The sequence below is a fragment of the Streptomyces sp. NPDC005374 genome (genome assembly GCF_042872225.1).
Lineage (GTDB): Bacteria > Actinomycetota > Actinomycetes > Streptomycetales > Streptomycetaceae > Streptomyces.
In genome coordinates, this window is the sequence record NZ_JBIAKA010000002.1 from 557,667 (window position 1) to 581,449 (window position 23,783).

Below are 23,783 nucleotides of genomic sequence, written 5' to 3' on the forward strand. Positions count from 1 at the left end.
CGACGGCGGTGACTACTTCGCCGGCACGGCGAAGGTCTTGAGTTCCAGGAACTCCTCGAGCCCCGCCACACCCATTTCCCGGCCGATGCCGGACTGCTTGAACCCGCCGAACGGGGCGTCGGCGGCGAAGAAGTTGCCCCCGTTGATGCTGAAGGTGCCGCTGCGGACCCGGCGGGCGACAGCGGCCGCCCGCTCGTCGTCGGCGCCGAGCACCACGCCGGACAGCCCGTACACCGAGTCGTTGGCGATCCGGACGGCGTCGTCCTCGTCGTCGTAGGCGATGACGGCGAGGACCGGTCCGAAGACCTCCTCCTGCGCGATCTCGGAGCTGGGGTCGACGTCCGCCAGGAGCGTCGGTTCGTAGAAGAAGCCCTCGCGGTCGGCGGGCCTGCCGCCGGTCACCAGGCGGGCTCCGGCGGCGACCGCGCGCTCGACCATGCCGTGCACCTTGGCGCGCTGCTTCTCGCTGATCAGGGGGCCCATGTGCGTCTTGGGATCGCTCGGGTCGCCGTAGGTGACCTTGCCGAACATGGCGGCGACGAGGGGGACGATCTCGTCGTACCTGTCGCGTGGGACCAGAAGCCGGGAGGTGAGCGCGCAGCCCTGGCCCGAATGGGAGCAGATGGTGAACGCGGCGAACATCGCGGCGTTCCGGGGCTCGGCGTCGTCCAGGACGATCATCGCGGACTTGCCGCCGAGCTCCAGGAAGACCCGCTTCAAGGTGGCCGAGGCGGCGGCCATGATGGCCCGGCCGACCGGGGTCGACCCGGTGAAGGTCACCATGTCGACATCGGGGTGGGTGGTGAGCAGTTCGCCGGTCTCGGGACCCGAGGAGGTGAGGACGTTCACCACGCCCGCGGGGATGTCGGTCTCCTCGGCGATGATCCGGCCGAGCGCGAGAGTCGTCCAGGGGGTGTCCGGGGCGCCCTTGAGGACGACGGTGCAGCCGGCGGCGAGCGCGGGGACGAGCTTGGCGAGGGCGAGCTGGTTGGGGAAGTTGTACGCCACGATCGCCGCGACGACTCCTGCGGCCTCCTTCTCCACCCAGCGGCGGTGGTGCCGGCCCCGGCTCTCGACGGTGCCGAGCTCCTCACGGAACTCGTAGCGTTCGAGCAGGTCGGCGTAGTACCGGACCATCTCGATCGGCTCGTCGAGTTGTGCGCCGTGGGTGAGCTGCAGCGGGGCGCCCACCTCGGCGACGGTCAGGGCCCGCAGTTCCTCGCGGTGCCGGTGCAGTCCGTCGTAGAGCTGGCGCAGGCACCGCAGCCGCAGGTCGCGGTCGCGCATCCAGCCGGTCGTGTCGAAGGCCCTGCGGGCCGCGGCCACGGCTGCGGCGACATGGCCGGGGTCCGCGTCGGACGCCGTGCCCAGCACCTTCCCGGTGGCCGGATCGACCGTCTCGAAGCTGCGGTCGGCGCGGACGAGTTCGCCGTCGATCAACAGCCGGTCCTCATGGAAAAGACTCACGGCTCCCCATCTCTTCCGGTGTCGCAGGGTCCTGCTTGCCACGGTCCTGCCTGCGGTGGAAAGTAGCTTCTCGTCAGATGAGAAGCAACCATTCCTGCAGGAGAATTACACATTCATGCACCAGTGGGAGGAATCATGCCCGGTCAGCGCAGGGGTACCGCGATCGCCATGTCGGACGAGGAGCGGGACACCTTCCTTCGCGGCAGCCCCGTCTGCCGGGTCGCCACCGTGGGACCCGGCGGACATCCGCACAACGGCGCCCTCTGGTTCGCCTGGGACGGATCAGCGCTGTGGCTCAACTCCCTGGTGCGCAGCCAGCGTTGGACCGAGGTGTCGCGCGACGGGCGGGTCAGCGTCGTGGTGGACGACGGCGGCTTCGACTTCCTGCGTCTGCGGGGCGTCGAGCTGCTGGGTCGCGCCCTCCCGGTCGGCGAGGTGCCGCGCACGGGCGAGCCGAACGACGAACTCCGGTCACCCGAGCGGCTCTTCGCCGAGAAGTACGGCGACTTCCGCTACGACGGCCGCCACGGCTGGCTCCGGCTGCGGCCGGAGAAGATCGTCAGCTGGGACTTTGGCAAGCTGCGCGCCTGACGGTTGACGCCCGCGGGAGCACGTGGAAATCTTCCCTACGTATGACGAGAACGCCATTCTCGCCAGTGACCCCGCCAGCCCCGTCGTCCCGTCGTTCCGTCGTTCCGTCGTTCCGTCGTGAGGAGTTCCGCATGCCCCCGCGTCCATCTCCGCGCCTGCCTCCGCTGCCGGACGACCAGTGGGACGACCGGACCCGTCAGGCACTGTCCTCACTGCTCCCCCGCCGGTTGCGGAACGAGCGCGGCGCCGGCCCCGCCGTCGGCGCGCTGGCCCGGCATCCGGACCTCGCCGAACTCTTCCTGCCCTTCAGCACCTTCATGCTGTTCAAGTCCTCACTGCCGCCCCGGATCCGCGAGCAGGCCACCCTGCGGGTGGCCAGGCGCCGCGACTGCGCCTACGAGTGGGCCCATCATGTGAAGCTCGGGCGGGAGGCGGGGCTGTCGGACGCCGAGATCGAGGCGGCGGCCGAGGGCAAGGCGGCCGATCCCGTGGAGAGCCTGGTCCTGACGGCGGTCGACGAACTGGAGGACCACTCCACTCTTTCGGACGCCACCTGGGACGCCCTGGCCGAGCACTTCGACGAACGCCAGCGGATGGACCTGGTGTTCACGGTCGGGACGTACGCCCTGCTGGCCATGGTCTTCAACGCGTTCGGCGTGCCGGGCGCACCGGAGGGAGACGCCCGTGACAACTGACGACCTCGTGGAGATCCAGCAGCTCCTGGCCCGTTACGCGGTGACCATCACCCGGGGCGACATCGACGGACTGCTCGCGGTGTTCACCCCCGACGGCAGCTACAGCGCGTTCGGCGACACCTATCCCCTCACTGAGTTCCCGGCCCTGGTCGCGGCCGCCCCCAAGGGGCTGTTCCTCACCGGCACGCCCGCCGTCGAGGCATCCGGCCAGGACACGGCGACGGGCACCCAGCCGCTCTGCTTCGTCGACCACGCCACACACGACCTGCGGATCGGCTACTACGACGACACCTACGTACGCACCGCCGAGGGCTGGCGGCTGCGCACCCGGGCCATGACCTTCATCCGACGCAGCGGGACGCACGACTCGGGGCGCCCCCACGCCTTCGAACGTCCCACGGCATGAAGCCGGCCCTGCCCGATATGGAGACGGTCGGTGAGTTCCGGTCCGCGCTCGGGACCTGGCTCACCGAGCACGACCTCTCCCCCGGCCCGGACCGCTCGCTCGACGCCCAGGTCGCACAACTCGCCCGGGTTCGCGGGGCGTTGTTCGAGGCCGGGTGGATGCGGTACGGCTGGCCCGCCGAGGTGAGGGGGCTCGGCGGGCCGGCCGTGTACCGCGCGGTGCTCGGCGAGGAGGTCGCCTCGCGCGCTCTGGCCGAACCCGGCATCTGGTCGATGGTCGAGGTCCTCGTCCCGACGCTGATCTCCTACGCCCCACCCCAACTGGCCGCCGAGATGGTCCCGTTGCTGCTCGGCGGCCGGGAGCAGTGGTGCCAGGGCTTCTCCGAACCGGGCTCCGGCAGCGACCTGGCGTCCCTGACGACCCGGGCGGTCCCGCGCGAGGACGGCACCTGGGCGGTCACCGGGCAGAAGGTGTGGACGAGCCTCGCCCAGTACGCGGCCCGCTGTGTGCTCCTGACCCGCACCGCCCCGGGCCATGACGGAATCACGGCCTTCTTCGTCGACATGGACACCCCGGGCATCACCGTCCGGCCGCTGCGCACCCTGCACGGTGTCGACGAGTTCGCCGAGGTGTTCTTCGACGAGGTCGTGGTGCCCGCCGACCGGATGCTGGGCCGACCCGGCGACGGCTGGCGGCTCGCGATGGACCTGCTCCCGCACGAGCGCTCCGCCTGTTTCTGGCACCGGATCGCCCATCTCTACACGCGCCTGGACCGTCTCCTCGACGACACGTCCGACCCCGACGACACCGCCCTCGGCTCCGCCTACCTCGCGCTGCACACGGCCCGCTGCCGCTCCCACACGACCCAGCGGCGCCTGGCCAAGGGCGCCCCGCTGGGCCCGGAGACCTCCGTCGACAAGGTGCTGCTGGCCACCGCCGAGCAACAACTCTTCGACACCGTGCGGGACTTGCTCCCCGGAGTGCTGGAGCTGACCGAGTCGCCGTGGCGGTCGGAGTACCTGTACGCGAAAGCGGCCACCATCTACGGCGGCACCGCCGAGATCCAGCGGAACATCATCGCCCGGCGCCTGCTCGATCTGGGGAGGGAGTGACCATGGACGCGGACGAGGTGGAGCTGCTCTCCGAGACCGTGCGCAAGGTGATGTCGGCCGTGTCGGGGCCCGCGCTGGACTCGGCACTGGGCGAACTGGGCTGGCACGAGCTGCTGGCGGAGTATCCCGAGGTGGCGATCCCGGTCGTGTTCCGGCTGCTGGGCGAGACGGGGGCGCACGCCTCGGTGCTGAACGACGTCATGCTCGGCGGGACACCCCCGCTGCCGTACGCGGGCGGCAGGTGGGTCGTATGGGAACGGCACGGCCCGGGCCGGACGCTGGATCCCGAACTTCCGCTGCGGCCGGTCACCGATGGACACCCCCTGCCTCTGGACGCCGGCCGACGCGCCCTGGGCTGGTGGCTCCTGGGCACGGGGCGGACCATGCTGTCGCTGGCCCGGACCCATGTGCTCGACCGGGTTCAGTTCGGCCGTCCGCTCGCCTCCTTCCAGGCCGTACGGCATCGGCTCGCCGAGACCTTCGTGGCGCTGGAGGGCGCGGAGGCCGCCCTGGTCGCCGCCGAGGACCCCTTCGGCTCCCTGCTGGCCAAGGCGGCCGCCGGACAGGCCGCGCTCACCGCCGCCCGGCACTGCCAGCAGGTGCTCGGCGGGATCGGGTTCACCGCCGAGCATCCGCTGCACCGGCACGTACGGCGGGCTCTGGTGCTGGACGGGCTGCTGGGCAGCGCGCGGGAGCTGACGCGGGAGGCCGGGACCCGGCTGCGCGCGGAGGGCACGGCGCCCCGGCTGGTTCACCTGTGAGTCCGTGAGTCTGTGAGTCCGTGAGTCACCAGGGCAGCGGACCCTTGACGTCGAAGTAGCCTCCGGTGGGGCCGTCGGGGGCCACCTGTGCCATCCGGACGATGATCTCCGCGCCCTCCTCGACGGTCTGCGTGCCCGTGTTGCCGTTCAGGTCGGTCCTGGTGAAGCCGGGCTCCACGGAGTTGATCCGCAGGGCCGGGAAGGCCTTCGCGTACTGCACGGTGAGCATGTTGACCGCGGTCTTGGACGTCGGGTACGCGATGCCCGGGTAGAAGTGCGCCGGGTGGTCCGGGTCGGAGAGATGGGTCAGCGAGGCCAGGCCGCTGCTGACGTTGACCACGACCGGCGCGGCCGAGCGTTCCAGCAGCGGCAGGAAGGCGCCGAGTACACGGACGACACCGAAGACGTTCGTCTCGAAGGTGCGGCGCATCTGGTCGGCGGTGACGGTCCGGGCGACCGGCACGCCGTTGTCCTCGGTCCTGGTCTCGATGCCGGCGTTGTTGATCAGGACGTCGAGCCCGCCGTCGGCCTCGACGGCCTTGGCCGCCGCCTGGACGGAGGCGTCGTCGGTGACGTCGAGCTGGACGAACCGGGCGCCGAGCTCGTCGGCGGCGGCCCGGCCGCGCTCGGCGTCGCGGGCGCCGACGTAGACGGTGTGACCCGCGGCGACGAGTCGGCGGGCGGCCTCGAAGCCGAGACCCTTGTTCGCTCCGGTGATGAGTGTGGTCGTCATGCCGTCCAGGTTCCTGCGCGGCGGTGGGATCAGCCAGGAGACCCTTCTTCCTGGGACTGCCGGTACCAGGCACATCGACGGCCGACGGTGTTCACTGAGGAGCATGGCGGCTACAGAACTGGGACGGGCGCTGCGGCGCTGGCGCGACCGGGTTCCCCCGGACGCGGCCGGGCTGCCCTCAGGCGGTCACCGGCGCGCGGCCGGACTGCGGCGCGAGGAGCTGGCCCTGCTGTCCGGCGTCTCCGTCGACTACGTCACGCGTCTCGAACAGGGGCGTGCCGCCAACCCGTCCGTGCAGGTCGTCGAGGCGCTGGCCCGGGCGCTGCGGCTGTCGGGAGACGAGCGGACGTACCTCTTCGGTCTCGCGGGACTGGTGCCGCCCGGACCCGACGTCGTGCCCGGCCATATCCCGTCCAGTGTGCAACGGCTCCTCGACCGGTTGGTCGACACCCCCGTCGCGGTCTCCGACGCGGCCATGACGCTGCTGCTGGCCAACCCGATGTACGCGGCGCTGATGGGTGATCCCTCCGCCCGGCACGGCTTCGAACGCAACGCCGTGTGGCGCAACTTCACGGGCCTGCCGAGCCGGGTACGGCACACGCCGGAGGAACGGCGGGTATTCGAGGCCGGCATGGTCGCCGAGCTGCGCGCGACCGCGTCCCGCTATCCCGCCGACCGTCAACTGCGCCGTCTCGTCGCCGAGTTGGGCGCCAGGAGTGGACGGTTCGCCGAGCTGTGGGACGCGGGGGTGGTGGGCCGTCTCGCCGCCTCCCACAAGACGGTCGAGCACCCGCAGGTGGGCCCGATCACCCTCGACTGCGATCTGCTCCGAGTGGCGGAGAACGACCTCCACATCCTGGTCTACTCGGCCGAGCCCGGCACCGAGGCCGCCGAGAAGCTGCGGTTGATCTCGGTGCTGGGCACGCAGAACCTGGTCGCGAAGGGCTAGCGGAGGCTCGAAGGGCTAGCGCAGGCTCGAAGGGCCAGGGGAGGCTCGAAGGGCTAGCGGAGCTTCTCCTTCATCTCCTCCAGCTTGGCCAGGACGGGATAGCCGCTGACGCTGAGCGCGTTGCCGTGTCCGGTCTGGTGGATGTCGAAGACGGACTGGATCGCCGCGTAGAAGCCCTGTACGTCGAGGCTCTGGTTGACCGCCCGTTTGGCCTGGCGGAGACCGAAGGCGGGCATCTGCGCGATCCGCTCGGCCAGTTCACGGGTCGCGGAGTCCAACTCCTCCCGGGCCACGACCCGGTTGACCATGCCGACCTGCTCGGCCTCCGCCGCGGTGAGGGGGCGGCCGGTGAAGAGGATCTCCTTGGCCTTGCGCGGCCCCAACTCCCAGGTGTGTCCGTGGTATTCGACACCGCCGATGCCCATCTGGACGACGGGGTCGGAGAACAGGGCGTCCTCTGCGGCCACGATCAGGTCGCAGGGCCAGCACAGCATCAACCCGCCCGCGATACAGCGCCCTTGGACGGCGGCGATCGACGGCTTGGGGGTGTTGCGCCAGCGCAGGGTGTAGTCCAGGTACCGGCGGTTCTCGGCCCGGTAGATCCATTCCAGGGTGATCTCGTCCGGGGCCGGCCAGCGGTCCTTGAGGTCGTGGCCCGCCGAGAAGTGCTTCCCCTCCGCGCGCAGCACGATCACCTTCACCTCCTCGTCCTCGGCCGCCCGCGTCCACGCGGCGTCGAGTTCGTCGAGGAGGGCCATGTTCTGGGCGTTGGCGGCCTCGGGTCGGTTCAGGCCGATGGTCGCGATGCGGTCCTTGACCTCGTACAGGATGTGCACGGCCGTCTCCTCAACGTCGGGGCAGACCGAGCACCCGCTCGGCGATGATCGTGCGCTGGATCTCGGAGGTACCGCCGGCGATGGTGCCGCCGAAGCTGCGGGCGAAGCGGTTGAACCAGCCGGCGAAGTCGTCGTCGTAGCTCATGTGGAAGTACGGCGCCGTCGTCGCCGGATGGTCCAGGCCGTCCGGTCCGGACGCCTCCAGGATCCGTTCCAGGGCGTGTTGTGCCGCTTCGGAGCCGAACACCTTCAGCACGGACAGCGCGGGCACGTCCTGTTCGCCGCGTGCGGCCCGGGCGAGGGCGGCCGAGCCGAGCAGGCGCAGCGCCTGAAGGTCCATGACGAGGGTGGCGTACCAGTCCTTCTCCAGGGCGTTCGCCGGCTGGAAGTCGCGCAGGGCGGCGTCCATCCGCTCGGCCTCGCCCAGCCACATCAGGGTGCGCTCGTGCCCGAGGGAGCCACCCGCCACCCGCCAGCCCTGGTCGAGGGGGCCGACGAGGTTCTCGGCGGGGACGCGGACGTTCTCGAAGAAGACCTCGTTGAAGTCCTTGTCGTCGGGACGGGTGTACGAGGCGAAGGGGCGGCGGGTCACTCCGGGGGTGTCGGTGGGGATCAGCAGCACGCTGATCCCCTTGTGCTTGGGGGCGTCGGGATCGGTGCGGACGAAGGTGAGCAGGACGTCAGCGTCGTGTGCGCCGGAGGTCCACACCTTCTGTCCGTTCACGGTGAAGTGGTCGCCGTCGGGTTCGGCACGGGTGCGCAGGGAGGCGAGGTCGGAGCCCGCGCCGGGTTCGCTCATGCCGAGGGCGGCGGTGATCTCGGCACGCAGGATGGGCACGGCCCAGCGGTGTTTCTGTTCCTCGGTGCCGAAGGAGAGCAGGGAGGCGGCGATGATGCCGACGCCCTGGGGGTTGAAGCTGTGGTAGATGCGGCGGCGGGACAACTCCTCGCGGTGGACGTACTGCTGCAGGACGGTGGCGCTCCGGCCGCCGAACTCGGGCGGGTTGCCCGGCAGCAGCCAGCCCTCGTCGAACTGGAGCCGTTGCCAGCGCCTGGCCCACTCGGGGATGTGCGCGGTGGAGCGGGAGCGTTCCGTGGCCTCGGCCTCCGCCGGGAGGTTCGCCTCCAGGAAGGCGGCGAACTCGGCGCGGAAGGCCTCCACATCGGCGTCAAACGTGAGTCGCACGGCTCTCCTCCGCTATGCGCGCCCGGTGTTCGGCCGCGCCCCCGAGCAGGAGCTCCCCCGCCTTGGCCCGCTTGATCGCGAACTGGAGGTCGTTCTCCCAGGTGTGCCCCATCGCGCCGAACAGCTGCACGGCGTTGCGGAACACCACGGCCTGGCACTCACCGGCGCCCGCCTTGGCCATGGCGGCGGCCAGGGCGCGGCGCGGATCGTCGGCGGCGATGGTCAGGGCCGCGTAGTAGGCGAGGGCGCGGGCCCGCTCGATCGCCACGTGCATGTCGGCCGCCTTGTGCTGCACGGCCTGGAAGGAGCCGATGGGGGCCCCGAACTGGTGGCGCGTGCGGACGTGGTCGAGAACGAGGTCGAGGGCGCGACGGCAGGCCCCGACCATGGTGAGCGCCAGCCCCGTCAGGGCGAGGTGGCGGGCACGCTCGGGGTCGGCGTCGCTGCGGGCGGCGGCGCCGACCCGTACCCCGTCGAGGGTGATGTCGGCGAGATGCAGGACGGGGTCGAACGCGGGCGTGCGGAGCGCGGTCGCCTCGGCGGCGGGTACGACGAACACGCCGGCCCCCGTCACGACGGCGAGCCGCTCGGCCCGGTCGCCGTCGAGGATGTGGCGGGCGGTGCCCTCCAGTACCCAGCCGCCGCCGGCCGGATGCGCGGTGACGCCGGAGAGGACGGCCGCGCCGGAACGACCGGGCTCGTTCAGGTCGCCGGTCAAGGGGGCGAACTGGGTGAGTGTCGCCAGGTACGGGGTCGGATCGGTGGCCCGGCCCAACTCCTCCAGGACGATCGCGAGTTCGACCGCGTCTGCGGGGTCGGTCAGCTCGGTCCAGCCCAGATCGCCGTAGACCCGCCACAGCGGAGCCGGATCCGCGCCGTCGTCGACGACCGCCCGCACCAGCGACGTGGGGCACTCCTTGGCCACGGCCTTGCGGACGGTGTCCTGCCACAGGCGCTGGTCCGCGTCGAACTCGAACAGCATCACGGCTCCTCACGTCCCGCTTCGAGTCACACGTCGGTGAGAATATAATTCTCTTGAGCAGAAATCGCCAGTCTCCTTCACGACCTCGCATGTGTCCAGGCTGGGGGCGTAGGCTTGCCGTCTCAGTCAAGTAATGTTCTCCGCATGACACAGAAGGCGGACCAGCCCGTGAGCAGCCCGAGCGAGGAACCGGCCTGGAAGCAGCGCGCCGTCGAGCGCTCCACCCAGGCGGCGAAGCGCCGGGCCGAGCAGCGGGTGGAGCGGTTCCTCGACGCGGCCCAGTCGATCATGGCGGAGAAGGGGACCACGGACTTCACCGTCCAGGAGGTCGTCGAGCGTTCCCGCCAGTCACTGCGCAGCTTCTACCAGCACTTCGACGGCAAGCACGAGCTGCTGCTCGCCCTGTTCGAGGACGCCATGAGCAGGTCGGCGGACGAGCTGCGCATCACCGCCGCCGAACAGTCCGGCCCCCTCGACCGGCTCAAGGTCGTCGTCCAGACCCTGTTCGACAGCTCGCGCCCGAACCCCACCGGCAAGCAGGCACCGCTGTTCACCGACTTCGCGCTGCGCCTGCTGGTCTCCCACCCGGCCGAGATGCGGGTGGCGAACGCGCCACTGCTCGCCCTGTTCACCGAGCTGATGACGGAGCTGGAGGAGGCCGGCCTGCTGCGCCCGGGCTTCAAGGCCCGCCGGATGGCCGCGCTGACCATGCAGACCGTCATGTTCAACGCCCAGTCCAGCGGCCAGGAAGGGTCGCACCCGCTGACCGCGGACGAGATCTGGGACTTCTGCGCGATGGGCTTCACGCTCAGCTAGGTCCAGACGCTCACCTCAGAGAACAGCATTCTCATATCCGTGAATCTGACTTACGCTCACGGGTATGCCGCTTGCCTCGAGTGAACTCTGGGACGATCTCCTCGCCTGTCTCGATCTGCGCGCGCAGCCCGCGGACGCGCCCTTCGGTTACGAGGGGCGCAGTCAACGACTGGGCTACCACCGGCTGTTCGGCGGTCAGCTGCTGGCCCAGTTCGCCAGGGCGGCACACCTGTCCTGCCCGGACAAGACGGTGAAATCCCTGCACGCCCTGTTCTCGCGTGCGGGCCACCCCGAGGAACCCGTCCGCTACGAGGTGCAACGCCATCACAGCGGCACCTCCTTCGCGACGCTGACGATCGTGGCCCGGCAGTCCAAGGGCGTGGTGGCCACCGCCTCGGTGTCGCTGCACGCCCCGGAGAACGGCCCGGCCCACCAGGCCGTCGCTGCCGTCCCCGATCTGCCGGGTCCCGAGCACCGCACCGACCTGCATCCGCTGCCCTGGGAGACCCGGACCACCGCCGACCTCGACGCGCCCGGCTCCGAGCCACCGGAGTTCGACCTGTGGATGCGCACCCCGGCGTCCGCGCAGGAGCTCACCCCGGCCCTCACGGCGTACGCCACCGATCTGACCCTTGTCGGCACGGCTCTGCGCCCCCTCGCGGGCCTGACCCAGCACGACTCGGGAACGGCGTTCACCTCCGCCGTCACCTCGCACACGGTCTGGTTCCACCGGCCGTACGACGCCGGCGACTGGCTGCTGCTGCGTCAGCACAGCCCGGTCCTCGCCCACGGCCGCTGCTTCGGCCGGGGGGACGTACTGACCGAGGAGGGTTCGCTCGTCGCGTCCTTCGCCCAGGAGGCCCTGTTGCGCTTCACTCCGGGGGCGACGGGATGACGGCACTCCGGGTGGTCCAGTGGACCACCGGCACGATCGGCGGGCGGTCGCTGCGGGCCGTGATCGAGCATCCGGAGCTGGCCCTGGCGGGCGTGTACGTCCGTTCGCCGGACAAGGCGGGGCGGGACGCGGGCGAACTGTGCGGTCTCGCGGCGAGCGGCGCGACCGGCGTGAGGGCCACTCAGGACGTCGGCGAGATCGTCGGGCTGGGCTCCGACTGCGTGCTCTACATGCCGCTGGTGTGCGACATGGACGAGGTGTGCCGGCTGCTGGAGTCGGGAGCGAACGTCGTGACCACGCGCGGGGAGTTCCATCATCCGCCGAGCATGGATCCCGTGGTGCGCGAGCGGGTCGAGGCGGCGTGCGAGCGCGGCGGTACGTCGATCCACAGCACCGGAAGCAGTCCGGGTTTCATCACGGAGGCGGTACCGCTCGTCCTGACGTCGATCGCACGCCGGCTCGACGGGCTGACCATCGACGAGTACGCGAACCTCTCCCAACGCCCCTCTCCCGAGCTGCTGTTCGGCGTGATGGGCTTCGGCACCGAACCCTTCGCCTTCGACGCGGGGCGGCTGCGCCACGGCCTGACGAGCTTCGGTCCGTCACTGCGGCTCGCCGCCGACGCGCTGTCGCTGCCGCTCGACTCCCTTGAAGCGGAAGGGGAGTTGGCCCTCGCTCGGCGCCGGGTCCGTATGGCCGCGGGCGAGTTGGCCCCCGGGACGGTCGCCGCGCAACGGCTCACGGTCACCGGTCTGCACGCCGGTCGCCCGCTGCTCCGGTTCCGTGCCACCTGGTACTGCACCACCGACCTCGACCCGGCCTGGGACCTGCGCGACACCGGCTGGCACGTCTCCGTCGAGGGCGACGCCCCGCTGGAGGTCGGCATCCGGCTGCCGGTGCCACTCGACCGGATGGCCGCGGTGTCACCGTCGTACACGGCGAACCGGGCGGTGAACGCGGTGCCGTTCGTGTGCGCGGCGGAGCCCGGGATCCGTACGACGCCGGATCTGCCGCAGATCACGGCGGTGCTGGGCTGAGCCGTTGCACGGGGCGGGGCCGGTCGGACCCGGGCGGGCCTCAGCCGAGGACCCCCGGCACCTCGACCACCATGGCCGAGCCCATCCCGCCGCCGGCGCACATCGACGCGACCCCGATCCCGCCGCCCCTGCGCCGCAGTTCGTGGACGAGGGTGACCAGCATGCGGGCGCCGGTGGCCGCGACGGGGTGGCCGAGGGAGCAGCCGCTGCCGTTGACGTTCACCCGGTCCGGGTCGAGGCCGAGGCGTCGTACGGCGGCGACGGCCACGGAGGCGAAGGCCTCGTTGATCTCGAACAGGTCGACGTCCGCGGTGGTGAGCCCGGCGCGGAAGAGCGCCTTGGGGACGGCTTTCACGGGCGAGAGGCCGGTCTCGGCGGGGTCGACGCCGACGTCGGCCCAGGACCGTACGACGGCCAGGACGGGCAGGCCCTCGGTGGCGGCCACGGAGTCGCCGGCCACCGTCAGCGCGGCGGCGCCGTCGTTGCCGCCGCACGCGTTGCCCGCGGTGATGCTGAAGCCCTCGATCTCCGGGTGCAGCGGCTTGAGCGCGGCCAGCTTCTCCAACGAGGTGTCCCTGCGCGGGTGTTCGTCGACGGCGAAGAGTCCGTGCACGGTGTCGATCGGCACGATCTCGGCGTCGAAGCGGCCCTCGTCGATGGCCCGGACGGCGTTGCGGTGCGAGCGCAGCGCCCAGGCGTCCATCTCCTCGCGGCTGACGCCGGCCCGCCGGGCGACGTTCCAGCCGATGGTGATCGACATGTCCGCGTTGGGGGCGTCCGGCCGGTCGGGGTGGGTGGGCGGCATCCAGGGCTCGACCCACTCACCGTCGACCCGGAAGCGTGATTTCGGCGCGGTGGAGGCGGAGTTGACGCCGCCCGCGATCACCAGGCCGTCCATACCGGAACGGATCGTGGCCGCGGCGGCCGCGACGGCGGTCAGTCCTGCGGCACAGTGCCGGTTGACGGCCTGGCCGGGGGCCGAGGTCAGCCCGGCGGTCAGGGCCGCGTGGCGGGCCAGCACTCCGCCGCCGTACAGGCCCTCTCCGAGGATCACGTCGTCCACCCGATCCGGGTCGAGGCCGCGCGCGAGGGCGCCGACGACGTGTTCGGCCAGGTCGAAGGCGGTGGTGTCGCGCAGGGTCCCCTTGCCCGCAGTACCGACGGGGGTGCGCAGGGCGGACACGATGACTGCCTCGGGCATGAGCGTCTCCTACCGACTCGGCGGGCCGCACGGGGATCACAGCACCGGGTGAGAATGCTACTCTCGCAAAAACAGAACGCCACTCGCAAGGGGGCTGTCATGCAGATAGCGGGGTCGTCCGCACTGGTGGTCGGCGGGGCCGGAGGTCTGGGCGAGGCGACGGTCCGGCGGCTCCACGCGGCGGGCGCATCGGTGGTCGTCGCCGACCTGTCCGACGACAGGGGCAAGGCTCTGGAGGAGGAGCTGGGCGTCCGCTACGTGCGTACGGACGCCACCGACGAGGAGGACGTGCGGGCGGCCGTGGGCGAGGCCGAGGCCCTCGGGCCGCTGCGGATCTCGGTGGACACGCACGGCGGCCCGGCGAGCGGCGGGCGGCTGATCGGCCGGGACGGCGAGCCCCTCGACCTGGCCGGCTTCCGCCGGACCATCGACATCTATCTCACCGGCGTCTTCAACGTGATGCGCCTGGCCGCCGCCGCGATGGCCCGCCAGGAACCGCAGGACGACGACCGGGGGCGGGGCGTCCTCGTCAACACCGCGTCGATCGCGGCGTACGAGGGCCAGACCGGCCAGCTCCCCTACGCGGCGGCCAAGGGCGGCGTCACCGCCATGACCCTGGTCGCCGCCCGCGATCTGTCCCCCCTCGGCATCCGCGTGGTCACCATCGCCCCCGGCACGTTCCTGACCCCGGCCTACGGCAAGGCCGGCGACCAGTTGGAGGCCTACTGGGGCCCGCAGGTCCCGCACCCCCGCCGCATGGGCCGCTCCCCCGAGTACGCCGCCCTCGTCCAGCACATCTGCGAGAACGACTATCTCAACGGCGAGGTGATCCGGCTGGACGGGGCGCTGCGGTTCCCGCCCAGGTAGAGATGGACATCGGGCCCTCGGGAGCCGGTTCCCGCGAAGGCGCGTTCTAGACGTCACCGCCGGTCAACCGGGCGAGGGTGGTGCGGAAGTCCTCCGTGGTGAAGGACTGTTCCTCGGCCGTCGTGGCGTAGTCGAGGGTGGCCAGGACCGCCCGTTCCAGGTGCATGTTCAGGAGCCTCTTGGTGCTCTCCACCGCCTGTCGGGGCAGACCCGCGATCCGTTGGGCGCAGGCCGTCGCCTCGGCCAGCGGTTCGGCCACCACATGGTTGGCCAGGCCCATGGCCACGGCCCGGTCGGCGGGGATGCGAGCGCCGGTCAGGGCGTACTCCTTGGCCAGCAGCAGACTGGTGTGCAGGGGCCAGGTGAGCGGGCCGCCGTCGGCGGCGACGAGGCCCACCTGGACGTGCGGGTCGGCCAGGTGGGCGGACTCGGCGATGTACACCGTGTCGCTCAGGGCGACGAGACTGCACCCCAGTCCCACGGCGGGGCCGTTGACGGCAGCGACGACGGGCACACGGCAGCGCACCATGCCGAGGACGATGTCCCTGCCGTCGGCGATCGTCCGGGCCCGCAGGTCGGCGTCGCGCCGGATCTCGTCGAGGTAGCCGAAGTCGCCGCCCGCCGAGAAGGCCTTGCCCGCGCCCGTGAGGACGGCGGCGCGGGCGTCCCGGTCCGCGCTCAGGCGGGGCCAGAGAGCGGCGAGGCCTGTGTGGAGGGGGTCGTTGACGGCGTTCAGGGCTCCGGGCCGGTTGAGGGTGACGATCCGCAGGGGGCCGTCGGCCCGGACCTGGATCTCCTCCGGCATGCCGTACAGGTTCCGTGTCATCTCAAGCTCCCCGTCCGAGGACCAGCCCTGTCACGATTCCAGTCCGAGGATCCGCGAGGCGATGATGTTCTTCTGGATCTGCGAGGTCCCGCCCATCACGCTCTGCGCCCGGCTGTAGAGATAGGCGTTCAGAAGTTCGGGATCCGCGGTGCCGCCGACGGCCAACGCCGCGTGCCCTACGGCCTGTTCGGCCCAGGTCATGAGGAGTTTGTCGAGCGAGCCCTGGGGGCCGTGCGAGACGCCGTCGAGCTGCTCGGAGAGCCGTCGGCGTACGTGAAGGCGGAGCATCTCGGCCTCCACCGCGGCCCAGGCGAGCTCCGGGGGCGGCGCGGATCCCCGGGTGCGGTCGGCGAGTTGGCGGACGAGCTTGCCGTAGCGGGCACTGAAGCCCAGCGTGGCCGGCTCGCGTTCGTGGCCGACGACCGTCATCGCCAGCGCCCAGCCCTCCCCCGGCGCCCCCACCATCTGGTCGGCGGGGACTCTCGCCCCGTCGAAGAGGACCTGGCCGAACTCCTTGGTCACTCCGCTCATCATCCTCAACGGGCGCTGTTCGATGCCCGGTTGGTGCATGTCGACGATGAAGGCGGAGATCCCCTTGTGCCGGGGCGCGTCCGGGTCGGTGCGTGCCAGGAGCAGGCACCAGTCGGCCACGTCGGAGTAGCTGGTCCAGATCTTGTGGCCCCGCACGACGTAGGTCTGCCCGTCGCGGGTGGCCTTGGTGGTCAGTGCGGCCAGGTCGGAGCCGGCTCCGGGTTCGCTGAAGCCCTGGCACCAGCGTTCGGTGCCGTCGATCATGCCGGGGAGGAAGCGGCGGCGCAGTTCCTCGCTGCCGTGCCGGCCGAGACCCTGGACCAGGTAGCCGAGGCTGGGCCGGGGAGGGGCTCCGGCGCGGGCGAGTTCCTCGTCGAGGATGACATCGTGAACGGGCGGGAGTTCGTGGCCGCCGTACGCCTTGGGCCAGGACAGGCCGAAGAAGCCGGCCGCGTGCAGTGCCCGGTGCCATTCGCCCTGCCGGGCCCAGTACGCGTCGCCCGAGGTCGGGAACGTCCCCGCCCTCTCGGCCAGCCAGCTCCTCAACCGTGCCCGGAACGCGGCCTCCTGCGGTGCGTCACGAAAGTCCAAGGTCGATCTCCTCCAGGCGGACGGGAAACAACGCGGTGGACGTGAGGGCGCGGCGCAGGTGCACGTGGGCGAGGCATTCCCAGGTGTTGCCGATTCCGCCGTGCACCTGGACGGCCGTCTCGCACACGGTGCGGGCGGCCCGGGCGCTGTAGAGCTTGGCGACACGGGCGGCCGCGATCGCCTCGGCAGGGCTCAACTCGTCGACGGCCCAGGCGGCGTGGCGCAGGACACTCACCGATCCCTCGATCAGGGCCAGTGCTTCCGCCAGGAGGTGGGCCACGGCCTGGTACGAGCCGATCCTCCTGCCGTACTGCTCACGGATCCTGGCGTGTTCGAGGGCGAGGGCGTGCGCGCCGCGGGCCGTTCCGACGAGGTCGGCGCAGGTCGCGACGAGGGCCAACGCGTGCCAGCGGTCGGCGGCTTCGCGGGACAGGTCGCCGACCCGCTCCGGCGTCCCCCGCACCACGGCATCATGTCTGGTCAGGTCGGCACCCGGGGCGGAGGGGCCGATGTCGGCGACCAGCACCTGGCCGCCTTCGAGAGCCGCTCCCCACCGCATGCCACGCGCGTCCCTCGCCACGCCGTCCACGACGACGGTGGCCGACGGCGTCCCGGGCCACAGGTCGTCGGCGAGGAGGGGTCCCAGCATCGGTACGTCGACCAGGCCCCGCCCGAACTCCTCGACGACGAGGGCGACTTCGACGCCGGAGGCCCCGTCGGTGCGCAGAGTGCGCCAGCCGGTCGCCTCGACCGCCTTCTCCAACCGTGCGAGCCGGTCGCCGTCCTCCAGGCCGAGCACGGATCCGGGCCCGAGATCGTCGGCCAACCGGGCCGCGGCGCCGCGCAGTTGGCGTTGCTCAGCTGTCAGGCGTACGTCCATGACGCTCCTTCAGGATCCGGCGCAGTACCTTGCCGGACGGCAGACGGGGTATCTCGGTCACGAACTCCACCCGGCTGGGCCGCTTGTAGGAGGCGAGTCGCGCGCCGACCAGGTCGATCAGTTCGGCCGCCGCCACCGGACGCGCCGTCGACACCGCCGCGACGATCGCCTCCCCGTCGGCCGGGTCCGGGACCCCGAAGACCGCGCAGTCGTCGACCGCCGGATGGCCGTGCAGCACGGTCTCGATCTCGGCGGGCGCGACCTGGAAGGCCCGCACCTTGATCATGTCCTTGGAGCGGTCGGTGAGTCTGATCCAGCCGTCGGCGTCGACGCTGCCGACGTCGCCGGTGCGGTACCAGCCGTCGTGGAAGGCGTCCGCCGTCGCCTCGGCCGGCAGATAGCCCGCCATCAGGGACTCCGCGCGCACCTCGATCTCCCCGGTCGCATCCGGCCCGACCGGCTCACCGGTCTCCAGGGACACCACGCGCACTCCCACACCGGGCACGGCCCGTCCGGGAGTGTCCAGTCGGGCGCCGACGAGCGGGTTGCAGGCGATGACAGGGAGTTCGCTGGCCCCGTAGGCGGGCACCCAGCCGACTCCCGTGCGCCGGGTGACGGTCTCGGCGACGCTCGGGGTCACCGGGGTCGCGCCCCACATGATGTAGCGCAGGGACGACAGGTCGTAGGACTCCAGGTCCGGGTGGGAGGCGAGGGCGAGCGCGATCGGCGCGACCGCCATCTCGACGGTGACGCGGTCGAGTTGGATGTGGTGCAGCATCCGGTCGAGGTCGAACCGGCGGTGCAGCCGCAGCCAGGCTCCCGCCTCCAGGGCCGTGACGATGTTGAGCAGGCCGAGGATGTGCGAGGGCGGGGTGGTGATCTGGATCCGGTCGTCCGCGGTGAGGCCCAGCGCGTCGCGCCAGTTGCGTACGGCGGCCGCGAGCGAGGCGTGCGTGTGGCGGACGGCCTTGGGCATGCCGGTGGTCCCCGAGCTGAAGACCAGGACGGCGTCGGCGCGGGGGTCCGGGGGCGCGTACGGCGTCCCCGTCGCGGCCGGGACCGGCTCGTCGAGGTGCAGCATCGGCATGAGTCCGGCCAGTACAGGATGGTCACCGACGGCGTGGGCCGGCTCGGTGACGGCCAGGGCGTGTTCGACCTCGCCGCGCTTCCAGGCGGGGCTGAGCAGGACGACCGCCGCGCCGAGCCGCCACAGGGCCTGTACGGCGATCACGAACTCCGGCCGGTTGGACGACATGAGGGCGACCCGCTCCCCGGCCCGCACGCCCTGCCGCTCCAGCCGTCCGGCCAACCCGTCGGCGAGAGCGTCCAGTTCGGACGCGGTGTACCGCCGGTCCTCGAAAACCAACACCCCACGCATTGAGAGGGTCCCATCTGCCAGGCGAGAATAGTATTCTCGCAGCAACAGAACCTTGATACCAGAGCCTGAGGAGGGCGTCCATGGCGATCCCGGCCCTGTTCCAGCGTGCGACGGTCGTGAAGATCGTCGAGGAGACCGAGGACGCCAGGACGTTCGTGCTCGACCCGCACGAGGGGCCCTTCCCCTACCGGGCGGGCCAGTTCTGCGTGTTCCGGGTCCGGGTGGACGGCCGGGACCTGCTGAGGTCGTACTCGATGTCGAGCGCGCCGGAGACCGACGCCGAACTGACGACGACCGTCAAACGGGTGCCGGGCGGCCAGGTCTCCACCTGGCTGCACGACCATGTGTCCGAGGGCGACGAACTCGAACTCAGCCTGCCCCGGGGCCGTTTCTGCCTGCGTCCGGCCACGACACCGCTGCTCGGCTTCAGCGGCGGCAGTGGGATCACTCCGGTCCTCTCCCTGGCCAAGAGCGCCCTGGCGACGACCGGGCGGACCGTCCGGCTGCTGTGCGCCGACCGCGACCGGTCCTCGGCGATCTTCGAGTCGGTGCTGAGGGACCTGGCCGAGCGCTATCAGGGCCGGCTGACGGTCGTACGGCACCTCGACGACCAGAAGGGCTTCCTCGACGCGGCCGCCGTGAAGGAGTTCGCCAAAGGGGGCGGTGACGCGTATGTGTGCGGGCCCGAGCCCTTCATGGAGCTCGTGGAGAACGCGCTGCCCGGGCCGGGGCGGGTGTTCAGCGAGCGGTTCGGTGGTGCGGTGGCCGATCCACCGACTCCCGAGGCGGCCCCGGCCGAGGGCACCGTCACGATCCTGCTCGGTACCCAGCGCGTCTCAGTGCCCAGGCGCCCCGGCGAGACCCTCCTCCAGAGCGCGCGCCGGGCCGGGCTCACCCCGCCGTTCTCCTGCGAGGCGGGCAACTGCGCCACCTGCATGGCGAAGGTGACGGAGGGCGGCGCGACCATGCGCGTGAACGACGTCCTCACCGAGGACGAGGTGGCGGAGGGGTACGTCCTCACCTGCCAGGGCATCCCCGACGAGGGCTCGGTGACGGTCCACTACGAGTGACCGTGCTCCCCCAGCTCCGGCGCCGGACGATAGGACGGCTCGTATCCGGCGACCCGGACGGGGCTGCCGACCAGCCGGTGGTCACCGGCCCTGACGATCATCTCGGGAGCCGCCTCCAGCGCCTCCGGAAGAGTCCGTACGGCCGCTGCCGGGACGCCGAGCGGCCGCAGCCGTGCCTCCCACCCCCGGGCCGTGTCGGAAGCGAGCGCCCGCGTGACGGCGGCGAGCACCTCCTCGCGCCGTGCCGCACGCTCCGCCATCGTCGGAAAACCGTCGACGCCGGCTTCGCCCGCGAAGGCCTTCCAGAACCCGTCATGGGTGACGAAGAGCGCCAAGTGCCCTGCGGCTGTGGGGAAGAGCTGAGCCGGCACGTAGTAGGAGTGGGCCCCGTCGGGCAGCCTGCGCGGCTCGGTGCCCTCGTTGAGGTACGCCGACGCCCGGTAGTTGAGCTGGGCCAGCATCACGTCGCGCAGCGCGACCTCGACCTGGCCGCCGCGCCCGGACACGATCTGCGCGAGCAGCCCCAACGCGGCTGTGAGTGCTGCCGAGTTGTCGACCGAGGAGTAGCCGGGAAGGGTCGGCGGTCCGTCGGGGTCGCCGGTGAGCGAGGCGACGCCGGTCGCGGCCTGGATGACGTAGTCGAAGGCGGGGTCGTCGCCGGCGTCGAGGCCGTATCCGGTGACGGCGACGCAGACGATCCGCTCGTTGCGGCGGCGCAGACTGTCGTAGGTCAGCCCGAGTCGTCGTATCACCGACGGCTTGAGGTTGACGAGCAACGCGTGGGCCCCCGCGACGAGTTCACCCAGCCGTTCCTGTCCGGCCGCCGTCGTGAGGTCGAGGCAGATGCTGCGCTTGTTGCGGTTGAGGCTGGCGAAGTAGGCGTCGGAGACCTGGCGGGAGAGGTCGCCGCCGGGTGGCTCGACCTTGGTGACGTCGGCGCCGAGGTCGGCGAGGAGCATGGTGGCGAAGGGCCCGGCGAGGATGTGGCCGACCTCGAGGATCCGGATGCCCGAGAGGGGGCCCGGTGTCACCGGAAGCCCGCCGCGAGCGAGGCGATCATCTCGCGGGTACGGCGTTTGGAGGCGACCAGTTCGTCGCGGCCCTCGCCGATCGGCAGCAGCCGTACGGACAGGTCGGTGACGCCCGCGTCGGCGAACCGCCGGAAGCGGGCCGCGATGGCGTTCTCGTCGCCCGCCGCGCACAGGTCACCGACGTCCTGGGCGTCGCCGTGGTCCAGCAGGCGTTGGTAGTTGGGCGAGATCTCGGCCTCGCCGAGGATGCGGTTGGCGCGGGCGCGGGCCGCGTCGACCTCCGAGGGGCGGCACAGACAGACCGGGATGCCGGCGACGATCCGGGGTGCGGGGCGTCCCGCGGCCTCGGCGGCCTTGGTGATGCGCGGAACGACGTGGTCGGCGACGGCCCGTTCGTCGGCCATCCACAGAATGGTGCCGTCGGCCCTCTCCCCGGCGAGGGCCAGCATGACCGGGCCGAGTGCGGCGAGCAGGATCGGCAGCGGGGCGACGGGGGCGAGGTCGAGGGGGTTGTGCACGCTGTAGGTGCGGTTCTCGACGTCGATGGGGCCGGGGCCGCCCCGGGCCGCGTCCAGGACGTCGAGGTAGTCGCGGGTGAGGCCGGCCGGGCGTTCGTAGGGCAGGCCGAGCATGTCCTGGATGATCCAGTGGTGCGAGGGGCCGACGCCGAGGGCGAGCCGCCCGCCGGTGGCGGCCTGGGTGGACAGGGCCTGCCGGGCGAGCGCGATCGGGTGCTGGGCCTGCAGCGGTACGACGGCCGTACCCAGCTCGATGCGGCTCGTCGCGGTGCCCATCAGGGCTACGGCCGTCAACGCGTCGAAGTCGGTGGGCACTTGGGGTATCCAGGCGGTGTCCATGCCTGCGGACTCGGCCCATTCGACGTCCGCGATCATCCGGGAGGCCTTGCGCGCGGAGTCCCCCCGCTCGGGCCCGATCATCACTCCGATCCGCATGTTCTTCCCTCCAGGGTCAGGGCGCGCACGTCCGCCACCACGGCGTCGAGCGGTGTTCCGGTGGGGAACACGGCGGCGGCGCCCGCGGCCTTCAGACGGGGCACGTCGGCCGGGGGGATGGTGCCGCCGACGACGACCGTGATGTCACCGGCCTCGGCGGCCTTCAGCCCCTCGACGGTCCGGGCCGTCAGCGCGAGATGGGCGCCGGACAGCATGCTCAGGCCGACGACCGCGACGTCCTCCTGCACGGCCGTCGCCACGATGTCCTCGACGCGCTGCCGGATGCCGGTGAACACGACCTCGAAGCCCGCGTCGCGCAACGCCCGCGCGACGATCTTGGCTCCCCGGTCGTGCCCGTCGAGACCGGGTTTGGCGATGAGGATCCGGGTGCCCATCAGAACACCACCGGCTGCTGGAACTCGCCCCAGACGTCCTTCAGCGTGCTCACCATCTCGCCCACCGTGCAGTAGGCGTTGGCGCAGTCGATGAGCGGTCCCATGAGGTTCTCGTCCCCCTCCGCCGCGCGGCTCAGGTCCGCCAGCCGTGCCCGGACGGCCACCGGGTCGCGTTCGGCCTTCACGCGGGCGAGCCGTTTCAGCTGGATCTCGCGGCCCCTGGCGTCGAGTTCGTAGGTGGCGATGTCCGGGGGCGGCTCGTCCTCGTCGACGAAGCGGTTGACTCCGACGACAGGGCGGGTGCCCGCCTCGACCTCCTGGTGCGACCGGTAGGCCTCGTCGGCGATGAGCCCCTGGAGGTAGCCGTCCTCGATCGCCCGGACCATGCCGCCGTGCGCCTCCAGGTCCGCCATGACCTCGACGATCCGTTCCTCGGTCGCGTCGGTGAGCGCCTCGACGAAGTACGAGCCGCCGAGCGGGTCCGCGACCCGGGTCACTCCGGTCTCGTGGGCGAGGATCTGCTGGGTGCGCAAGGCGAGGGTCGCCGACTCCTCGCTGGGCAGGGCGAAGGGCTCGTCCCAGGCGGCGGTGAACATCGACTGCACTCCGCCGAGTACGGAGGCCAGCGCCTCGTAGGCGATCCGTACGGTGTTGTTGCGGGCCTGCGGGGCGTACAGCGAGGCGCCGCCGGCCACACAACCGAAGCGGAACATCGCCGCCCTGTCGGAGTCCGCCCCGTACCGTTCGCGCACGATGGCCGCCCAACGTCTGCGTCCTGCACGGTACTTGGCGATCTCCTCGAAGAAATCGCCGTGCGTGTAGAAGAAGAAGGAGACCTGCGGGGCGAACTGATCGATCGTCATACGGCCGCGCGCCAGCACGGTGTCGACGTAGGTGACCCCGTCGGCGAGCGTGAACGCCATCTCCTGCACGGCGTTGGCGCCCGCGTCCCGGAAGTGCGCGCCGGCGACGGAGATGGCGTTGAACCGGGGTACCTCCGCCGCGCAGAACTCGATGGTGTCGGCGATCAGCCTGAGGGACGGCTCGGGGGGCCAGATCCAGGTGCCGCGGGAGGCGTACTCCTTGAGGATGTCGTTCTGGATGGTGCCGGTGAGCTTCGCCCGGGGCACCCCGCGCTTCTCGGCGGCGGCCACGTAGAACGCCAGCAGGATCGCCGCGGTGCCGTTGATGGTGAAGCTGGTGCTGATCCGGTCCAGCGCGATGCCGTCGAAGAGCACCTCCGCGTCGGCGAGGGTGTCGACGGCCACGCCCACCCGGCCGACCTCCTCGCTCACCTCCGGGTCGTCGGAGTCGTAGCCGCACTGCGTGGGCAGGTCGAGGGCGACCGAGAGGCCGGTGCCACCCTGGTCCAGGAGGTAGCGGTAGCGGCGGTTGGAGTCCTCCGCGGTGCCGAACCCGGAGTACTGCCTCAGCGTCCACAGCCGCCCCCGGTAGCCGTCGGCGTAGTTGCCGCGCGTGAACGGGAACGTGCCCGGCGCGGGCGGCTCGACCCCCCGGTCCTGCGGTCCGTAGACCGGCTTGAGCGGGATGCCGGACGAGGTCTGGGCGTTGTCAGTCATCGACGGATACGGTA

Annotated in this window: 25 protein-coding genes; 11 read left to right on the forward strand and 14 right to left on the reverse strand. The window is 71.5% G+C overall.

The window, feature by feature from the left end; translation table 11 throughout:
* Nucleotides 1-12: 12 nt before the first annotated feature.
* Nucleotides 13-1,467 (reverse strand): aldehyde dehydrogenase family protein, encoded by a 1,455-nt coding sequence (locus tag ACFYRX_RS08010; RefSeq protein ID WP_389097463.1) that lies wholly within the window; start codon nt 1,465-1,467, stop codon nt 13-15.
* 135 nt (nt 1,468-1,602) lie between these two features.
* On the opposite strand from ACFYRX_RS08010, the gene ACFYRX_RS08015 reads away from it, so the two are divergent.
* From ACFYRX_RS08015 to ACFYRX_RS08035, 5 genes are all read left to right on the forward strand, one after another.
* Nucleotides 1,603-2,058 (forward strand): pyridoxamine 5'-phosphate oxidase family protein, encoded by a 456-nt coding sequence (locus ACFYRX_RS08015; RefSeq protein WP_389097464.1) that lies wholly within the window; start codon nt 1,603-1,605, stop codon nt 2,056-2,058.
* Nucleotides 2,059-2,189: 131 nt separating this feature from the next.
* Nucleotides 2,190-2,753 (forward strand): carboxymuconolactone decarboxylase family protein, encoded by a 564-nt coding sequence (locus ACFYRX_RS08020; protein ID WP_389097465.1) that lies wholly within the window; start codon nt 2,190-2,192, stop codon nt 2,751-2,753.
* A complete protein-coding gene (locus tag ACFYRX_RS08025) occupies nt 2,743-3,159 on the forward strand; it encodes a nuclear transport factor 2 family protein (protein WP_389097466.1) in 417 nt (138 codons plus the stop codon). Before ACFYRX_RS08020 ends, ACFYRX_RS08025 begins: the two co-directional genes overlap by 11 nt.
* Nucleotides 3,156-4,271, forward strand: a complete 1,116-nt coding sequence (locus ACFYRX_RS08030) for an acyl-CoA dehydrogenase family protein (RefSeq protein ID WP_389097467.1) — start codon at nt 3,156-3,158, stop codon at nt 4,269-4,271. Before ACFYRX_RS08025 ends, ACFYRX_RS08030 begins: the two co-directional genes overlap by 4 nt.
* A 2-nt stretch (nt 4,272-4,273) precedes the next feature.
* Nucleotides 4,274-5,032, forward strand: a complete 759-nt coding sequence (locus tag ACFYRX_RS08035) for an acyl-CoA dehydrogenase family protein (protein WP_389097468.1) — start codon at nt 4,274-4,276, stop codon at nt 5,030-5,032.
* Nucleotides 5,033-5,057: 25 nt separating this feature from the next.
* Here the strand turns inward: ACFYRX_RS08035 and ACFYRX_RS08040 are convergent, their stop codons facing one another.
* Nucleotides 5,058-5,765, reverse strand: coding sequence for an SDR family NAD(P)-dependent oxidoreductase (locus ACFYRX_RS08040; RefSeq protein WP_389097469.1), 708 nt, complete (start codon nt 5,763-5,765; stop codon nt 5,058-5,060).
* 103 nt (nt 5,766-5,868) lie between these two features.
* On the opposite strand from ACFYRX_RS08040, the gene ACFYRX_RS08045 reads away from it, so the two are divergent.
* Nucleotides 5,869-6,714: a helix-turn-helix transcriptional regulator gene (locus ACFYRX_RS08045; RefSeq protein WP_389097470.1), complete on the forward strand. Its 846-nt coding sequence runs from the start codon at nt 5,869-5,871 to the stop codon at nt 6,712-6,714.
* 53 nt (nt 6,715-6,767) lie between these two features.
* Here the strand turns inward: ACFYRX_RS08045 and ACFYRX_RS08050 are convergent, their stop codons facing one another.
* From ACFYRX_RS08050 to ACFYRX_RS08060, 3 genes are read right to left on the reverse strand one after another with little or no spacing between them, the layout of a single operon-like run.
* Nucleotides 6,768-7,550 carry an enoyl-CoA hydratase gene (locus tag ACFYRX_RS08050; protein WP_389097471.1) on the reverse strand — a complete coding sequence of 261 codons (783 nt, stop codon included), beginning with the start codon at nt 7,548-7,550 and terminating at the stop codon, nt 6,768-6,770.
* A 10-nt stretch (nt 7,551-7,560) separates the two neighbouring features.
* Nucleotides 7,561-8,736, reverse strand: a complete 1,176-nt coding sequence (locus ACFYRX_RS08055) for an acyl-CoA dehydrogenase family protein (protein ID WP_389097472.1) — start codon at nt 8,734-8,736, stop codon at nt 7,561-7,563.
* Nucleotides 8,720-9,718: an acyl-CoA dehydrogenase family protein gene (locus tag ACFYRX_RS08060; protein WP_389097473.1), complete on the reverse strand. Its 999-nt coding sequence runs from the start codon at nt 9,716-9,718 to the stop codon at nt 8,720-8,722. The genes ACFYRX_RS08055 and ACFYRX_RS08060 overlap by 17 nt, the downstream gene beginning before the upstream one ends.
* Nucleotides 9,719-9,862: 144 nt before the next feature.
* On the opposite strand from ACFYRX_RS08060, the gene ACFYRX_RS08065 reads away from it, so the two are divergent.
* The 3 genes from ACFYRX_RS08065 to ACFYRX_RS08075 all read left to right on the forward strand — a co-directional run bounded on the left by ACFYRX_RS08065 (nt 9,863) and on the right by ACFYRX_RS08075 (nt 12,466).
* Nucleotides 9,863-10,534: a TetR/AcrR family transcriptional regulator gene (locus tag ACFYRX_RS08065; RefSeq protein ID WP_389097474.1), complete on the forward strand. Its 672-nt coding sequence runs from the start codon at nt 9,863-9,865 to the stop codon at nt 10,532-10,534.
* A gap of 64 nt (nt 10,535-10,598) precedes the next feature.
* On the forward strand, nt 10,599-11,429 hold the full coding sequence (locus tag ACFYRX_RS08070; protein ID WP_389097475.1) for an acyl-CoA thioesterase: 831 nt from the start codon (nt 10,599-10,601) through the stop codon (nt 11,427-11,429).
* Nucleotides 11,426-12,466 carry a dihydrodipicolinate reductase gene (locus ACFYRX_RS08075; RefSeq protein ID WP_389097476.1) on the forward strand — a complete coding sequence of 347 codons (1,041 nt, stop codon included), beginning with the start codon at nt 11,426-11,428 and terminating at the stop codon, nt 12,464-12,466. Before ACFYRX_RS08070 ends, ACFYRX_RS08075 begins: the two co-directional genes overlap by 4 nt.
* Nucleotides 12,467-12,506: 40 nt before the next feature.
* On the opposite strand, the gene ACFYRX_RS08080 is transcribed toward ACFYRX_RS08075, so the two are convergent.
* Nucleotides 12,507-13,667 carry a thiolase family protein gene (locus ACFYRX_RS08080; RefSeq protein ID WP_389097477.1) on the reverse strand — a complete coding sequence of 387 codons (1,161 nt, stop codon included), beginning with the start codon at nt 13,665-13,667 and terminating at the stop codon, nt 12,507-12,509.
* Nucleotides 13,668-13,766: 99 nt separating this feature from the next.
* On the opposite strand from ACFYRX_RS08080, the gene ACFYRX_RS08085 reads away from it, so the two are divergent.
* Complete coding sequence (locus tag ACFYRX_RS08085; protein WP_389097478.1) at nt 13,767-14,534, forward strand: SDR family NAD(P)-dependent oxidoreductase; 768 nt, start codon at nt 13,767-13,769, stop codon at nt 14,532-14,534.
* 46 nt (nt 14,535-14,580) lie between these two features.
* Here the strand turns inward: ACFYRX_RS08085 and ACFYRX_RS08090 are convergent, their stop codons facing one another.
* From ACFYRX_RS08090 to ACFYRX_RS08105, 4 genes are read right to left on the reverse strand one after another with little or no spacing between them, the layout of a single operon-like run.
* A complete protein-coding gene (locus ACFYRX_RS08090) occupies nt 14,581-15,360 on the reverse strand; it encodes an enoyl-CoA hydratase/isomerase family protein (RefSeq protein WP_389097479.1) in 780 nt (259 codons plus the stop codon).
* A gap of 30 nt (nt 15,361-15,390) precedes the next feature.
* Nucleotides 15,391-16,482, reverse strand: a complete 1,092-nt coding sequence (locus ACFYRX_RS08095; RefSeq protein ID WP_389097480.1) for an acyl-CoA dehydrogenase family protein — start codon at nt 16,480-16,482, stop codon at nt 15,391-15,393.
* A complete protein-coding gene (locus tag ACFYRX_RS08100) occupies nt 16,469-17,362 on the reverse strand; it encodes an acyl-CoA dehydrogenase family protein (RefSeq protein WP_389097481.1) in 894 nt (297 codons plus the stop codon). Before ACFYRX_RS08100 ends, ACFYRX_RS08095 begins: the two co-directional genes overlap by 14 nt.
* On the reverse strand, nt 17,340-18,731 hold the full coding sequence (locus ACFYRX_RS08105) for a class I adenylate-forming enzyme family protein (protein WP_389097482.1): 1,392 nt from the start codon (nt 18,729-18,731) through the stop codon (nt 17,340-17,342). Before ACFYRX_RS08105 ends, ACFYRX_RS08100 begins: the two co-directional genes overlap by 23 nt.
* 89 nt (nt 18,732-18,820) lie before the next feature.
* On the opposite strand from ACFYRX_RS08105, the gene ACFYRX_RS08110 reads away from it, so the two are divergent.
* On the forward strand, nt 18,821-19,810 hold the full coding sequence (locus ACFYRX_RS08110; protein ID WP_389097483.1) for a 2Fe-2S iron-sulfur cluster-binding protein: 990 nt from the start codon (nt 18,821-18,823) through the stop codon (nt 19,808-19,810).
* On the opposite strand, the gene ACFYRX_RS08115 is transcribed toward ACFYRX_RS08110, so the two are convergent.
* The 4 genes from ACFYRX_RS08115 to ACFYRX_RS08130 are packed head-to-tail and all read right to left on the reverse strand — an operon-like array spanning nt 19,801 to nt 23,769.
* Nucleotides 19,801-20,841, reverse strand: coding sequence for a CaiB/BaiF CoA transferase family protein (locus ACFYRX_RS08115; RefSeq protein WP_389097484.1), 1,041 nt, complete (start codon nt 20,839-20,841; stop codon nt 19,801-19,803). The two genes, ACFYRX_RS08110 and ACFYRX_RS08115, sit on opposite strands and share 10 nt — an antisense overlap.
* The gene (locus tag ACFYRX_RS08120) at nt 20,838-21,794 is read right to left on the reverse strand and encodes an LLM class F420-dependent oxidoreductase (RefSeq protein ID WP_389097485.1); all 957 of its coding nucleotides are present in this window, start codon (nt 21,792-21,794) and stop codon (nt 20,838-20,840) included. The genes ACFYRX_RS08115 and ACFYRX_RS08120 overlap by 4 nt, the downstream gene beginning before the upstream one ends.
* A complete protein-coding gene (locus ACFYRX_RS08125) occupies nt 21,779-22,189 on the reverse strand; it encodes a cobalamin B12-binding domain-containing protein (protein ID WP_389097486.1) in 411 nt (136 codons plus the stop codon). The genes ACFYRX_RS08120 and ACFYRX_RS08125 overlap by 16 nt, the downstream gene beginning before the upstream one ends.
* On the reverse strand, nt 22,189-23,769 hold the full coding sequence (locus tag ACFYRX_RS08130) for a methylmalonyl-CoA mutase family protein (RefSeq protein WP_389097487.1): 1,581 nt from the start codon (nt 23,767-23,769) through the stop codon (nt 22,189-22,191). Before ACFYRX_RS08130 ends, ACFYRX_RS08125 begins: the two co-directional genes overlap by 1 nt.
* Nucleotides 23,770-23,783: the final 14 nt, after the last annotated feature.

Coding starts and splice junctions, on each gene's coding strand:
- ACFYRX_RS08015 (WP_389097464.1), top strand. CDS start 1,603: ATGCCCGGTCAGCGCAGGGGTACCGCGATCGCCATGTCGGACGAGGAG.
- ACFYRX_RS08020 (WP_389097465.1), top strand. CDS start 2,190: ATGCCCCCGCGTCCATCTCCGCGCCTGCCTCCGCTGCCGGACGACCAG.
- ACFYRX_RS08030 (WP_389097467.1), top strand. CDS start 3,156: ATGAAGCCGGCCCTGCCCGATATGGAGACGGTCGGTGAGTTCCGGTCC.
- ACFYRX_RS08035 (WP_389097468.1), top strand. CDS start 4,274: ATGGACGCGGACGAGGTGGAGCTGCTCTCCGAGACCGTGCGCAAGGTG.
- ACFYRX_RS08040 (WP_389097469.1), bottom strand. CDS start 5,765: ATGACGACCACACTCATCACCGGAGCGAACAAGGGTCTCGGCTTCGAG.
- ACFYRX_RS08045 (WP_389097470.1), top strand. CDS start 5,869: ATGGCGGCTACAGAACTGGGACGGGCGCTGCGGCGCTGGCGCGACCGG.
- ACFYRX_RS08060 (WP_389097473.1), bottom strand. CDS start 9,718: ATGCTGTTCGAGTTCGACGCGGACCAGCGCCTGTGGCAGGACACCGTC.
- ACFYRX_RS08065 (WP_389097474.1), top strand. CDS start 9,863: ATGACACAGAAGGCGGACCAGCCCGTGAGCAGCCCGAGCGAGGAACCG.
- ACFYRX_RS08070 (WP_389097475.1), top strand. CDS start 10,599: ATGCCGCTTGCCTCGAGTGAACTCTGGGACGATCTCCTCGCCTGTCTC.
- ACFYRX_RS08075 (WP_389097476.1), top strand. CDS start 11,426: ATGACGGCACTCCGGGTGGTCCAGTGGACCACCGGCACGATCGGCGGG.
- ACFYRX_RS08080 (WP_389097477.1), bottom strand. CDS start 13,667: ATGCCCGAGGCAGTCATCGTGTCCGCCCTGCGCACCCCCGTCGGTACT.
- ACFYRX_RS08085 (WP_389097478.1), top strand. CDS start 13,767: ATGCAGATAGCGGGGTCGTCCGCACTGGTGGTCGGCGGGGCCGGAGGT.
- ACFYRX_RS08090 (WP_389097479.1), bottom strand. CDS start 15,360: ATGACACGGAACCTGTACGGCATGCCGGAGGAGATCCAGGTCCGGGCC.
- ACFYRX_RS08100 (WP_389097481.1), bottom strand. CDS start 17,362: ATGGACGTACGCCTGACAGCTGAGCAACGCCAACTGCGCGGCGCCGCG.
- ACFYRX_RS08110 (WP_389097483.1), top strand. CDS start 18,821: ATGGCGATCCCGGCCCTGTTCCAGCGTGCGACGGTCGTGAAGATCGTC.
- ACFYRX_RS08120 (WP_389097485.1), bottom strand. CDS start 21,794: ATGCGGATCGGAGTGATGATCGGGCCCGAGCGGGGGGACTCCGCGCGC.
- ACFYRX_RS08125 (WP_389097486.1), bottom strand. CDS start 22,189: ATGGGCACCCGGATCCTCATCGCCAAACCCGGTCTCGACGGGCACGAC.
- ACFYRX_RS08130 (WP_389097487.1), bottom strand. CDS start 23,769: ATGACTGACAACGCCCAGACCTCGTCCGGCATCCCGCTCAAGCCGGTC.